Genomic DNA, 12,916 nt, shown 5'->3' on the forward strand with positions numbered 1-12,916 from the left:
CCGAAGGGCGGGCGGTCCCGCCCTTCGGTGATGTCTGTGCAGCGGGCGCGTCCGCGAGCTGGATCGCCCGCCTCGGTCGCCCCTGCGCTTCGGGCGTGCTTACGAAAGCTTCGCGCGGCTCGCCCGCTTGCGCTCGTTCGCATCGAGGAAGCGCTTGCGCAGCCGGATCGACTTCGGCGTCACCTCGACCATCTCGTCGTCGTCGATATAGGCGATTGCCTGCTCAAGCGTCGCGCGCTTCGGAGGCGATGTCCTTGAGCCGCTGCACACCATAATCGAGCGCCGCATCCCAGGCGCGCCGAAACGCCTCGGCGCCGGGCGCGTGGCGCAGCGTGTAGGCGTTGGCCTGCGCCATGTTGCACATCGCCGCGGCGCGGGAGACGCTGCCGGTATCGGCGAGCGCCGCGATGAACGCCTTCTGCCGCTCGGGCGTCCAACCGTCGTGGCGATATTTGCGGGGGACGGGGGTGAACTCGGGAAGAGCCGGTCGCGCCTCGCGCGCGACGGGGGTGCGGTTCTGCATGGGGCCTCCGGATGCGGTGGGTGCGCGGAGGGTAGGCAGATTCCGGGGCGTGTAGGACAGGGTTTACTTATGGTTTGTTCTGTTGCGCCAGATATGAGGGGGAGCTCCAGCATTGTCATCGCGACCCCCGATTTACTTCGCAGTTTGCGATTGTCATGATACGCTTCCAAGCACAAAAGGGGGAGCTTTCATGCACCTACGGGCACTTACCGCTACAGCCGTGATGGCGACGATGATTGGGTCGCTCGCGAACGGCGGCGCAATGGCGAGCGACGCGCGCCCGAGTCCGCAAGTGCTGTTCAATGCCGCGCAGGCCGCCTTTGATCGCAGCGACTGGCCGGCCGCAGTCTCAGGCTATCGTGCTGCACTTTCCGCGTTGAAGCCGAGCGCAGCGGCGATCCCGGTGATCCATGCACGCCTGGCCGCCGCCTTGCAGCGCTCCGGACAGCGGGCCGAAGCAGAAACCGAGGCAAGGCTCGCAATCGCACGCTTCAAGGAACGGGAGGTCGGCAAGGATGACGACCTCGCCCTGTCCTATGCGCTCTTGGCAAACTTGCATCGGGGCGCGTCCGACAATGATCTCGCAATCACCGAATATCAGAATGCCATTGCGACCATGGCTACCGACTCTCCTGCAGCCTTACTGGAGCCACGCTATGGGTTGGCGAGCGCAGCGCTGACCGCAAACCCGAACCTCGCAGCAAGTACGCTTGATTCAATCATCACCAACGCGCCGGTTTTTGCGTCGATCAGCAAGACCGATCAAGCCAATGTCCTCAGCACCCGAGCGATGGCCGAGCTCAACCGCGGCCAAGCGAAGCTCGCGGCCAGCTATATTGAAAAGGCGCTGACGCTCACGGGCCGTACGACAACCAAGGTCAATATCGCGCAGGTGCAGATCCGCGGCAATGCCGCGCTGATCTACGCCAAACTCGGCGACGAGGAAAACGTCCGCCAGTATCTTACCTATTCGGGGGCCGGTCACTTGCCCGACGGCAGCTGGCTTTCCGCCGCCGAGAAGGATTTGCCCGTGTGCGACTCGGTCGTTGGACCGAACGACTTCGCGGTGGTCGATTTCGCGATCGGCGACGATGGCCGTGCGAGGGGTGCGGACACCGTCTATGCCAGTCGACCGGGACAGATCGGCGCGACGTTCGCGGCGGCGGTCAACACCTGGCGCTGGAAACCCGATGCGCTCGCCAAGCTCAATCCTTTTTGGCGCGCGTCGGTTCGGCTCGAACTGCGGTGCGTCACGCGTCCGCCCCTCCTCCGCCTGAACGATTCGTTCCGCACCGCCACCAGCGATTGGCTGGCGAAATCGGGGTACGACCCCGAACTGGCCAAGGGGATTTTCGATCCGCATGCGACCGGTGTCGCGCCAGTTCCCGCGGCCTTCACCGCCTTTTGGAAGGCGGACGGCGATCGCGCGGTGGCCGCCGCCGGCGCCACTCTGAACGCTGTCCTGATCGCCGCGAACGCCCCGATCGACGTGCGCGCCTATGCGATTTACCTCGCTGCGGCCCCGCAAAGCGCACGTGGAGTCCGCGGCTACCAGGCAGCACGCGGGCGCAGCTTGGCGACGGCGGCGCACGCGCTCGACAATGTCGCCGGTGCCGAGCATGCCCGCGCGTGGTTACAAACCGAATACGGCCTCGCGCTCGAAGCCAGCTATGCGCTCGCTCCGGCAAAAACCGCGTTGCAAGCGGTCGCGGCGCTGCCGCTCAGCACGCTCCCGGCGGACGACCCGATCCGCAGTCTGGCAGTGCTGCATCTGGCGCTGATCGACAAACGCTCGGGAGCGCCGGCCGTCGCGGATCAGCGTATCAGCGATGCGGGAATCGACGCAGAACAATGCTCGCTGCTCGACGTGCGGCCTGTCGCGCGCAATGCCGACATTTCGAGTTCGACCTTTCCCGAGGAGGCATTGCGCTGGCATTTCGAGGGCACGGTGCGCGAGGCCTTTGACATCGCGGCCGACGGCAGGGTCCAGAACGTCCGCACGGTCCTGTCGTATCCGCCGTTTGTTTTCGGCCCGGCGACCGAACGAGCCGTTGGGCAGTTCCGCTATCTGCCGCCTACGCTTGGCAATCAGGTGCTTGGCTGTGTCGGACAAACGGTCAATGTGTCGTATAAGATGCCGAGCTAGGCGCAAGCAACGTTTGGATAAGTACATCGACTTCGCCTGGCTTCCACGCGCCAGCCTTCGTAAGGACGAGCTTGCCGTCGGCGTCGATGACGAAGGAGGTCGGCACCGCATTGTTGCGAGGCCGATAGCCACCGGTAACGCTCGTCGCGACCGGGATCGTCATGCGCGCAGCCTGCTGCGCGAGCCCGCGCTGATTGGGCGACTGCTCGGCGTTGATCGCGAATATCGCGAGGCGGTTGGAGCCGTGTCGTACGAAGCTGGCGTCGAGCTCGGCCAATTCCCGTTTGCACGGCACGCACCAACTCGCCCAGAAGTTGAGAATAATTACCTTCCCCTTGAGGGTGTCCGAAGTGACCGCGCCCCCGACAAGAAGCTGTACCGTGAAATCAGGCGCTGGCGCGGGCGCGGCGGAAGCCGACGCAGTCGACGCGACGCCGAATGCCAGCAGCAGCGCCGCAGCGCGCGACCGATATAATCTGGAAAGCATCGCATAGGATTTCGCCATGCGGCACACCCTAGCGACAAACGCCCCATAACGAAGAGGCCGGACGCTTTTGCGTCCGGCCTCTTTTCTTTCGCCTAAGGCAGTCGCCTCAGCTAAGCTTCGCGCGGCTCGCCCGCTTGCGCTCGTTCGCATCGAGGAAGCGCTTGCGCAGCCGGATCGACTTCGGCGTCACTTCGACCATTTCGTCGTCGTCGATGTACGCGATCGCCTGCTCGAGCGTCGCGCGCTTCGGGGGCGACAGGCGGACCTGGTCGTCCTTGCCGCCGCTCGCGCGGAAGTTGGTCAGCGCCTTGGTCTTCATCGGGTTGACTTCGAGATCGTCGGGCTTGGCGTTCTCGCCGACGATCATGCCCTCGTACAGCGCCTCGCCGTGGCCGACGAACAGGATGCCGCGCTCTTCGAGCGGACCCAGCGCATAGTTATTCGCTTCGCCCGACCCGTTCGAGATCAGCACGCCGTTCTTGCGGCCTTCGATGTTGCCCTTGTGCGGGCCGTACTTCTCGAACAGCCGGTTCATGATGCCGGTGCCGCGCGTGTCCGACAGGAACTCGCCGTGATAGCCGATCATGCCGCGCGAGGGGGCAGAGAAGGTGATGCGCGTCTTGCCGCCGGTCGAGGGCCGCATATCGGTCATCTCGGCCTTGCGCAGGTTCATCTTCTCGACGACCGTGCCCGAATATTCCTCGTCGACGTCGATGATGACGGTCTCGTACGGCTCGGTCTTGTTGCCCTGCTCGTCTTCGCTGAACAGCACGCGCGGGCGGCTGATGCCGAGCTCGAAGCCTTCGCGGCGCATCGTCTCGATCAGCACGCCGAGCTGAAGCTCGCCGCGGCCGGCGACTTCGAAGCTGTCCTTGTCCGAGGCTTCGGTCACCTTGACGGCGACGTTCGACTCGGCCTCGCGGAACAGGCGCTCGCGGATCATGCGGCTCGTCACCTTGCTGCCCTCGCGGCCCGCCATCGGCGAATCGTTGACGGCAAAGCGCATCGACAGCGTGGGCGGATCGATCGGCTGGGCGTGGAGCGGCTCGCTCACCGTGATGTCGGCGATCGTGTCGGCGACCGTTGCCACCGACAGGCCGGCGAGGCTGATGATGTCACCGGCCTTGGCTTCGTCGACGGGAACGCGGTCGAGGCCGCGGAACGACATGATCTTCGACGCACGGCCGGTCTCGACGATCTTGCCGTCGTTATCGAGCGCGTGGATCGGCTGGTTGAGCTTGACCACGCCCGAGTTGACGCGGCCGGTGAGGATGCGGCCGAGGAACGGATCGCGATCGAGCAGCGTGACGAGGAAGGTGAACGGCACGCCGGCGACTTCGACCTTCGGGGCGGGGACGTGCTTCACGATCGTCTCGAACATCGGGATCAGCGTGCCTTCGCGCGCGTCCATGTCGGTCGAGGCGTAGCCGTTGCGGCCCGAGGCGTAGAGCACGGGGAAATCGAGCTGCTCGTCATTGGCGTCGAGCGACACGAACAGGTCGAACACTTCGTCGAGCACTTCCTGGATGCGCGCGTCGTTACGATCGACCTTGTTGACTACGACGATCGGCTTGAGGCCGAGCGCGAGCGCCTTGCCGGTGACGAACTTGGTCTGCGGCATCGCGCCTTCCGACGAATCGACCAGCAGGACGACGCCGTCGACCATGCTCAGGATGCGCTCGACCTCGCCGCCGAAATCGGCGTGGCCGGGGGTGTCGACGATGTTGATGCGGATGCTCTCGGACTCGCCCGGCGGGGTCCAGTCGACCGAGGTCGGCTTGGCGAGAATGGTGATGCCACGCTCTTTTTCGAGATCGTTCGAATCCATCGCACGCTCTTCGACGCGCTGGTTGTCGCGGAAGGTGCCGGACTGGCGGAACAGCTGATCGACCAGAGTTGTTTTACCATGATCGACGTGTGCGATGATGGCCACATTGCGGAGGCTCATGAATATAGCTCGATGAAGTGAGGAATGGTTGCGTTGGGCCCCTAGCGCAAATGGTGCGTCGCGGAAAGGGGGGGTGGTTTTTCGGGAGGGCCGCCAATCCTCCCCCGCCAGCGGGAGGTGGCACGCGCAGCGTGAAGGAGGGGGCGGAAGCGGTGTCCTCGGCAACGGAGGGCACCCTTACCTCCCCCTCCGTCGCCTTCGGCGCCACCTCCCCCTGGCGGGGGAGGATGTGCGCGGCCTTAGAACTTGCCCGCAACCTCCACGCCGTACACGCGCGGCTCGCCGCGGATGTAGGTCGGGATGCCGAAGCCGCCGCCGGTGTTGCCGGCGTCGATCAGATACTTTTTGTTCAGCAGGTTGCGGGCGAAACCGCCGATCCGATATTGGCCGTCCTTGAGCTCGACGCCGGCGCGCAGGTTGACCAGCGTGTAGCCGCCCTGGCTGATCGCCTCGGAGTTCGGGAGCTCGAAGAACACCTTGCTCTGATAGGTGGCCGACGGGGTGGCGTAGACCGTCAGGCTGCCGGCGGGAACGCGCAGCGTGGCGCCGCCCGAGGCGCTGTATTTCGGCTGCAGGCGGAACTGGTCGCCCGAATAGGCGCCGTAGCTCGGATTGTTGGCGATCTTGCCGTCGACATAGGCGAAGTTGCCGAACAGCGAGAGGATCTTGCTGACGCGGAGATCGCCTTCGAACTCGACGCCCGGATTGGTCGCCTTGCCCGCGCTCTCCGTGGTCGTCACGCCGTTGTTGGTGACCGACACCTGGAAGCGATTGTATTCCTGGTAGAATATGCCGAGCGACCCGCTGAACGGACCGATCTTGCCCTTGATGCCACCTTCGTAGTTCCACACGACTTCGTCGGGGACGATCTGCAGGTTGGGGATCGCGACCCCGCCGACGGTCCGCGCAGCGAGCTGTACGACGGGCGAACGACGCCCCTTGCTGATCGTCGCGTAAAGGTTGATCGCGTCGGTCACGCGGAACAGCGCGTTGAAGCGCGGCAGCACCGCGGTGAAGCTGCGCTGTGCGCGATACGTCGCGCCGTCGGTGCTGACCGTCGGCAGCAGCGGGACGCCCGCCAGCACCGAATTGGGCTGGACCGAGCTGTAGCCCGACTTGCGCTGCTCGATCAGGACGCGCGCGCCCGCGGTCAGTTCGAGCCGCGGCGTCGGGATCCAGGTGCCGTTGGCGAACACCGAATAGGTGTCGTTGGTGCCATAGTTGGTGAAGACCGACGCGTAGGGGATCGCGGTCGCGGCGCCGCGCGTCAGAATCGCGGTGGTCCGCGCCGCCGCGACGGTGCCGTTGGGAAGGACGCAGCCCGGGCCGCTCGGGATACCTGCCGTCAGCAGCGCCGCGCGGGTCGCCGCCGGCAGGGCCCCGGCGCAGGTCAGATAGGTGCCCTCTTCCGTCGAGAAAGGAACGCGCTGGAGGTTGTTCTCGAAGAAACCGTTCCAGCCGAACGACGCGCGATATTTCTCGCCCGTGAAGTTGAAGCGACCTTCGTGGCTCCACTGGTCGCCGCGCGCATCCTCTGCGAATTCGAGAAACCAGGCCGGGCCGCCGTCAGCATCGAACACTTCGTTGCTGTTGAACTTGCGATAGCCATTGACGGTGGTGAAGGTCACCCCCGGCGCCAGCTCCCACGCTACGGTCAGGTTGGCGTCGTAGACGTCGCGCTTGAGGCCGAGCTTGGCCGCGCCGAGTACTTGCGCGCTGAACGGGGAACCCGACAGTTCGGCATAGCTGTAATCGCCGCCATTACCCCCGGTCGGCGCCTGCGCGCGCGAGCGAAACGCGGTGCCGGGGTTGCGCTGGCCGTCGTAGGTGAGGACAAGGCTCGCCGTGATCGCATCGGTCGGCGCCCAGCGCAGCGAGCCGCGGATGCCGCGCTGGTCCTGCCCGTTGAGATCGTCCTGGTCGATCTTGCCCTGATTCTGGTTGGGAACGTTGGGATCGCCGGCGATGTTGCGGACGAAGCCGTCATGATATTTGTAGGCAAAGGCGAGACGCCCCGACAGCGTATCGTTGCCGACGTTGACGAAGCCCGACACCTGGCCGCGATTGTAATTGCCGTACGTCCCGGTCAGCCCGGCCGAGGTGCCGGCGCGCGGCTGTGCCGAGATGATGTTGACCGCGCCGACCGCCGAGGCGGTGCCGAACAAGGTCGCCTGCGGGCCCTTGACGACTTCGATGCGCTCGAGATCGTACAGGTCCTGATAGGCGCCGCGCGTCCGCGAAATGTCGATGCCATTGTAATAGAAGGAAACGCGCGCGCCCTGCTGCGACGAGCCGCTGTCCGAGGTGATGCCGCGGATGACGAAGCCGGGGTTGTTGGCGCTCTGCTCCTGAATGCGCAGGCCCGGAATGTACATCGCGACTTCGGCGAGCGAATTGACGCCGAGCTCGGCCATCTTCGCGCCGGTCACCGCCGACACCGTCATCGGCACGTCCTGGATGCGCTGTTCGCGCTTCTGCGCGGTCACCACGATGTCGCCGCTCTCCTCGGGCGCGTCAGGCTGGACGGTCGCCTGGGCGAGCGCCGCCGACGAAACGGAACAGAGAATGGCGCTGGCCGTGGCCAGCGAAAACGAACGACGCATGATGGAACCCCTTACACTTATGCTGTTGCTGCAGCGCGGTATCGGCACTCGGCGTCGAACGCGCGTCATTTCCGTGAAGGTTGCGTGACAGTTCGCGTATTAGTAGAGTGACACACTTGAACCGCAGCGCGTTCCCGGTCATCTAGGGTGCACAATCTGCCTGGAGTGACGACATGGCCACCGCTGCCGATACCGAAGCGACCACGTTGGTCCTGACCCCGCCTGATCCCGTCCCCGTCGTTCCCGCCGAAAAGGCGATCGGGCTGGTGCCGGTCGACGACGCCGTGCGCACGCAATTGCAGACCAAGGTTGCGGGCTTCGTCGACGATCTCGTCGCGCAGGACGTCAACAGCCCCGAATTCGGCAAGCGCGTCGACGCGATCGCGGCGATGGGCCAGAAGGAAATCCGCGCCGCGGCCGAGCAGTCGAACCGCTTCCTCGATCGCCCGGTCAAGGCGATGGACGGCGAGACCGGCGTCGGCGCCGACCTCACCGAGCTGCGCCGCACGATCGAGAAGCTCGATCCCTCGACCAACAGCAAACTGATCTCGGGCCGCGGCCTGCTCAGCAAGGTGTTCGGCGGCGGGCTCAACACCTATTTCGACAAATATCGCTCCTCGCAGTCGCACATCTCGGCGATCCTCAAGACGCTCGCGCGCGGCAAGGACGAGCTGCTGATGGACAATGCCGCGATCGACACCGAGCGCGCCAATCTGTGGTCGGCGATGGGGCGGCTCGAGCAGATGATCGTGCTGTCGAAGGAGATGGACGCGCGGCTCGAGGACAAGGCCAACGAGCTCGACCATAGCGACCCCGCGAAAGCCAAGGCGCTGCGCGAGAGCGCTTTGTTCTACGTGCGCCAGCGCACGCAGGACCTGCTGACGCAGATGGCGGTGACGGTGCAGGGCTATCTCGCGCTCGATCTGGTCAAGAAGAACAATGTCGAGCTGGTGAAGGGCGTCGATCGCGCCTCGACCACGACGGTTTCGGCGTTGCGCACCGCGGTGACGGTGGCGCAGGCGCTCGCCAACCAGAAGCTCGTGCTCGACCAGATCACCGCGCTCAACTCGACCACCGCGAACATCATCGATGCCACCGGCAAGCTGCTCAAGTCGCAGACCGCGACGATCCACGAGCAGGCCGCGGCCTCGACGATTCCCGTCGAGACGCTGCAGCGCGCGTTCCAGAACATCTACGATACGATGGACGCGATCGACAGCTTCAAGCTCAAGGCGCTCGATTCGATGAAGACCACCGTCGGCACGCTGTCGAACGAAGTCGAGAAGTCGAAGGGCTATATCGCGCGAGCGCAGGGCGCGATCGAAAATAAGGGCGCCGGCGGCGACACCTTCAAGCTGGAGGCGATGTAAGCGCCGTGACCGATGTCGACCGCCAGATCGAACGCGCCGGCGCGCTGCTGGACCGGACCCGCAGCGACCGCGAGGCGCTGCGCGCGCGCCGGCGCCGCAGCACCGGGCTCGGGCGGCGCGTCGCGCTCGCGGGTGCGGCCGACCTCGCGATCATCGTCGCGGCGATCGCGGTTGGCTGGTTCGTCCCGCTCGGCATGGGCGGGGCGCTGCTGGTCGGCGCGTTGCTGATCGTGGTCACCGCGATCCTGCTGTTCGCGACGCTGAGCGCGCCGGTGCGCGTCGAGCAATTGACGCAGGTGCCGCTCAAGGCATTGCCGGCGAAGACCGAGCAGTGGCTCGACACGCAGCGCAAGCTGCTCCCCGCGCCCGCGCAGACCTTGGTCGACGGGATCGGCGTGCGGCTCGAGACGCTGTCGCCGCAGCTCGCCGCGCTCGACGAAAGCGAGCCGGTCGCCGCCGAAGTGCGCAAGCTGATCGGCGAGCAATTGCCCGAATTGCTCAAGGGCTATGCCAAGGTCCCGGCGTCGCTGCGCGGTGTGGCGCGCAACGGCAAGACCCCCGACGCGCAACTCGCCGACGGGCTCCGGCTGATCGACGACGAGATCGGCCAGATGTCGGCGCAGATCGCGCAGGGCGATCTCGACTCGCTCGAGACGCGCGGGCGGTTCCTCGAGATCAAATATCGCGACGAGGGTTCGGTCTAACGTCCATCTTGCGGCGTCGAAACGTCGCGCCCGCACAGCACGACGGTGCGGATATATTTGCCGGGCTCGCCGAAGATCGGGGTCGCTGTGCCGATCGGCATCGTCGCGACCGTGGTGCGCAACGCCGACGGCAGCGCCGACAGCGGGACCTGGCGGTTGGTGGTCAGTTCGGCATTGAGCGCCTTGGCAACCGCGGGGACTTCGCTGCAGCTGCGGATCTTCTGCGTGGCATCGCGAAACGCCTCGAGCCGCTTCGCCAGCGCTGCGGGATCGGTCACGTCGTCGACCGATTCGCTGAGCTGTGCGAGCGCCAGCATCGGTTCGCTCTTTGGCGGGCCAGCGGCCTCCTTGGCAGCGAGCGGGGCGGCGACGGCGAGCGCCGCAACGAGGGCCAGTCCGAACGGGACCGGGCGGTATGTGCTATCCATGCCCTGGGCTAGCAGCGCGACGAAAGCCCAACAAGCCGCGTTCATCCGATCCGCAAAACCGCCGACCGCACGGGCTGGACAATCGCGCCATGAAACCCCATCTGCCCTCGGCGCGCGCCTCTTTCGGGTTTCCGGCAGCCGCATTTCAGCCGAGCCCGTTACAGCAGGAGGTCCCGCACATGGCGTGGCTCATCCTCGGCATTGCCGTGGTTACCGAAATTATCTGGGCGCTCAGCCTCAAATGGGCAGCGATGCATGGCGGCTGGCTCGCCGGCGCGGTGCCCGTCACGCTCAGCTTCGTCAACATGGGGTTGCTCGCGCTGGCGATGCGCGGCCTGCCCGCGGGTACGGCCTATGCCGTGTGGACCGGCCTCGGCGCGGTCGGAGTGACGATCCTCGGGGTGATGCTGTTCGGCGAGAAGCTCAATGCGCCACAGGTCGGCTTCATCGCGCTGATCATCGTCGGCGTGGTGGGCACCAAGGCGTTCGCCAGCGCGTGAGCTAGGCCGACAGCGTCCGCGCGCGATCGCGCAGCCGCTCAACCGCGGCGGCGTGGATGCCGGGGGTCGTTACCAACACGCCGAACGCCTTGGCGGTCGGCGTGTTGAAGGCGAGCTTGCCGCCGAGCGCGTCGGTCACGCTCGCGCCGGCTTCCGCGGCGATCAGCGCGGCGGCGGCGATGTCCCATTCCGATCCCCAGCGCAGCGTCGCGACGAGATCAGCCTCGTCGGCCGCGACCATCGCGATGCGCAACGCGATCGAATTGGGCTTGGCCACCACGACGAGATCGCTGTCGACCTTGGGCAGGCCGTCGGTCGGCACGCGTGCGCCGCTGAAGGCGGCGCGATTTCCCACCCGCACCGGCACGCCGTTGCGCGTCGCCCCCTGCCCCAGCGCGGCGCGGAAGATGTCCCCCCGCGCAGGCGCATCGAGCACGCCGATCGTCGCGCGGCCATTTTCGACGAGCGCGACCGAGATCGCCCAGCCGTCGCGCCCGCGGATGTAATCGCGCGTGCCGTCGATCGGATCGACCACCCACACCCGCCCGCAGGCGAGGCGGTCGGCATTGTCCGCAGTCTCTTCCGACAGCCAGCCGGCATCGGGCAGCAGCGCGGTCAGGCGCGCCTGGAGCAGCATGTTGACGTCGAGATCGACCTGGCTGACCGGATCGTTCGGCGCTTTCTCCCAGCGGTGAAAATCGGTGCGCCAGTGCGACAGCGCGAGCGCGCCCGCCTCGGCGGCGATCGCCGCGACCGCATCGACCAGCGCCCGATCGGGGCCGGCGTCAGCCACTCGCCACCGTCATCCCGTCGATCCGGATCGTCGGCACGTTGATGCCGTAGCGGAATTCGAGATCGTTGGCGGGGGTGAGGTTGCGGAACATGTCCTTCAAATTGCCGGCGATGGTGAATTCGGCGACCGGGCCGGTGACCTGGCCATTCTCGATCCGGAAACCAGCCGCACCGCGGCTGTAGTCGCCGGTCACGCCGTTGACACCCATGCCGATCAGTTCGGTGACGAGCACGCCGTTCGCGATGTCCGCGATCAGAGTCGTCGGCGGTACGTCGCCCGCCGCCATGTGGAGATTGCTGGTCGACACCCCCGGCGCACCATTGACGCCGCGCGCGGCATGGCCGGTCGGCTCGAGCCCCAATTGCCGGGCCGACGCGCTGTCGAGCAGCCACGTCTCGAGCATCCCGGCGTCGATGATCGCCGATGGCGAGACGGGAAGCCCCTCGCCGTCGAACGGGCGCGAACGCAGGCCGTGCGGGAGGTGCGGATCGTCGAGCACGGTCACGCCGCTCGCGAACACCTGCGTGCCGAGCGCATCGAGCAGGAAGCTGGTCTTGCGCGTGATCGCCTGGCCGGAGATCGCACCGATCAGATGCCCGAGCAAGCTCGACCCGACGCGCGGATCGAACACCACGCTCATCGGCCCGCTGGCGAGGCGCCCGGGATTGACGCGCGCCACCGCGCGATTGCCGGCGCGCGTGCCGATTGCGGCGGGATCGTCGAGCGCGGAGCGATGCCGCTTCGAGCTATAGGCATAATCGCGCACCATCGCGCCGCCCTCGCCTGCCAGCACGCTCGCCGACAGGCCGTAGCCGGTCGTGGCATAAGCCGCGGCGAACCCGTGGCTGGTGGCGAGCGCCCAGATCGAGCGCGCGGCGCTGGCCGAGCCGCCTTCGCTGTTGGTGACGCCGGGGACCGCGCGCGCTGCGTCTTCCGCCGCCTGCGCCGCGTCGCGCAGCACCGTCGGGCTCGGCTCGCTGCCACCGTGCGCGAGATCGTCGAGGTCGAGCAGCGGCGGCGCGCCGTGCATCAGGCGATCGGCCGGGGCGAGGCCAGCCCAGGCATCTTCAGGCGCCTCGCGCGCCATCGCCACCGCACGCTCGACCAAAGCGGCGAGCGCGTCGGCCGAGAGATCCGAGGTCGAGACGCTCGCCGAGCGCTTGCCGACGAACACGCGCAGGCCCAGTTCGGCGCTTTCCGAGCGCCCGACATCCTCAAGCGCGCCAAGCCGCACGGCGATGTCGAGCGAGGTATCGGCGGCATAGACCGCATCGGCGGCATCGGCGCCCGCCGCCTTGGCACGAGTGACGATATCGGCAGCGCGATCGCGGGCTTGGTCTGGGGTCAACATAGCTGCGGACTTAGGTGCGGGCGGGCGGGGGTGCAACCATCCCTGCTCCCTTCCCCTTCAGGG

The 12,916-nt window shown here is 66.6% G+C and carries 11 protein-coding genes and 1 pseudogene; 4 read left to right on the forward strand and 8 right to left on the reverse strand.

Annotated elements, in window-relative coordinates:
• Window positions 1-99: 99 nt before the first annotated feature.
• Window positions 100-255 (reverse strand): annotated as a pseudogene (locus tag U1872_RS22855) (hypothetical protein); the annotation flags it as partial.
• Entirely contained in the window at window positions 224-523 is a 300-nt protein-coding gene (locus tag U1872_RS07750; protein WP_332792308.1) for a hypothetical protein, read from the reverse strand. The gene U1872_RS07750 and the pseudogene U1872_RS22855, both read right to left, overlap by 32 nt.
• Before the next feature lie 262 nt (window positions 524-785).
• Between U1872_RS07750 and U1872_RS07755 the strand changes: the two genes are divergently transcribed.
• Complete coding sequence (locus tag U1872_RS07755; RefSeq protein ID WP_332792309.1) at window positions 786-2,669, forward strand: energy transducer TonB; 1,884 nt, start codon at window positions 786-788, stop codon at window positions 2,667-2,669.
• Here U1872_RS07755 and U1872_RS07760 read toward each other — a convergent pair.
• The 3 genes from U1872_RS07760 to U1872_RS07770 form a co-directional block, all read right to left on the reverse strand.
• Window positions 2,641-3,174 carry a TlpA family protein disulfide reductase gene (locus U1872_RS07760; RefSeq protein ID WP_332792310.1) on the reverse strand — a complete coding sequence of 178 codons (534 nt, stop codon included), beginning with the start codon at window positions 3,172-3,174 and terminating at the stop codon, window positions 2,641-2,643. The two genes, U1872_RS07755 and U1872_RS07760, sit on opposite strands and share 29 nt — an antisense overlap.
• Window positions 3,175-3,262: 88 nt before the next feature.
• Window positions 3,263-5,104: a translational GTPase TypA gene (gene typA / locus U1872_RS07765; protein ID WP_332792311.1), complete on the reverse strand. Its 1,842-nt coding sequence runs from the start codon at window positions 5,102-5,104 to the stop codon at window positions 3,263-3,265.
• 239 nt (window positions 5,105-5,343) lie between these two features.
• The gene (locus U1872_RS07770) at window positions 5,344-7,707 is read right to left on the reverse strand and encodes a TonB-dependent receptor (protein WP_332792312.1); all 2,364 of its coding nucleotides are present in this window, start codon (window positions 7,705-7,707) and stop codon (window positions 5,344-5,346) included.
• Between the two features lie 173 nt (window positions 7,708-7,880).
• Here U1872_RS07770 and U1872_RS07775 point away from each other — a divergent pair, with 173 nt between their 5' ends.
• The gene (locus U1872_RS07775) at window positions 7,881-9,077 is read left to right on the forward strand and encodes a toxic anion resistance protein (RefSeq protein WP_332792313.1); all 1,197 of its coding nucleotides are present in this window, start codon (window positions 7,881-7,883) and stop codon (window positions 9,075-9,077) included.
• 5 nt (window positions 9,078-9,082) lie between these two features.
• Window positions 9,083-9,781 carry an HAD family hydrolase gene (locus tag U1872_RS07780; protein WP_332792314.1) on the forward strand — a complete coding sequence of 233 codons (699 nt, stop codon included), beginning with the start codon at window positions 9,083-9,085 and terminating at the stop codon, window positions 9,779-9,781.
• Here U1872_RS07780 and U1872_RS07785 read toward each other — a convergent pair.
• Entirely contained in the window at window positions 9,778-10,209 is a 432-nt protein-coding gene (locus U1872_RS07785; RefSeq protein ID WP_332792315.1) for a hypothetical protein, read from the reverse strand. The genes U1872_RS07780 and U1872_RS07785 overlap by 4 nt on opposite strands.
• Window positions 10,210-10,388: 179 nt before the next feature.
• Here U1872_RS07785 and U1872_RS07790 point away from each other — a divergent pair, with 179 nt between their 5' ends.
• A complete protein-coding gene (locus U1872_RS07790; protein WP_332792316.1) occupies window positions 10,389-10,709 on the forward strand; it encodes a DMT family transporter in 321 nt (106 codons plus the stop codon).
• A gap of 1 nt (window position 10,710) precedes the next feature.
• Here the strand turns inward: U1872_RS07790 and U1872_RS07795 are convergent, their stop codons facing one another.
• Together U1872_RS07795 and U1872_RS07800 are read right to left on the reverse strand one after the other, a co-directional pair.
• A complete protein-coding gene (locus U1872_RS07795; RefSeq protein ID WP_332792317.1) occupies window positions 10,711-11,502 on the reverse strand; it encodes an inositol monophosphatase family protein in 792 nt (263 codons plus the stop codon).
• Complete coding sequence (locus tag U1872_RS07800) at window positions 11,495-12,853, reverse strand: TldD/PmbA family protein (protein ID WP_332792318.1); 1,359 nt, start codon at window positions 12,851-12,853, stop codon at window positions 11,495-11,497. Before U1872_RS07800 ends, U1872_RS07795 begins: the two co-directional genes overlap by 8 nt.
• Window positions 12,854-12,916: the final 63 nt, after the last annotated feature.

The sequence above is a fragment of the Parasphingomonas frigoris genome, from assembly GCF_036663815.1.
Classification (GTDB): domain Bacteria; phylum Pseudomonadota; class Alphaproteobacteria; order Sphingomonadales; family Sphingomonadaceae; genus Sphingomonas.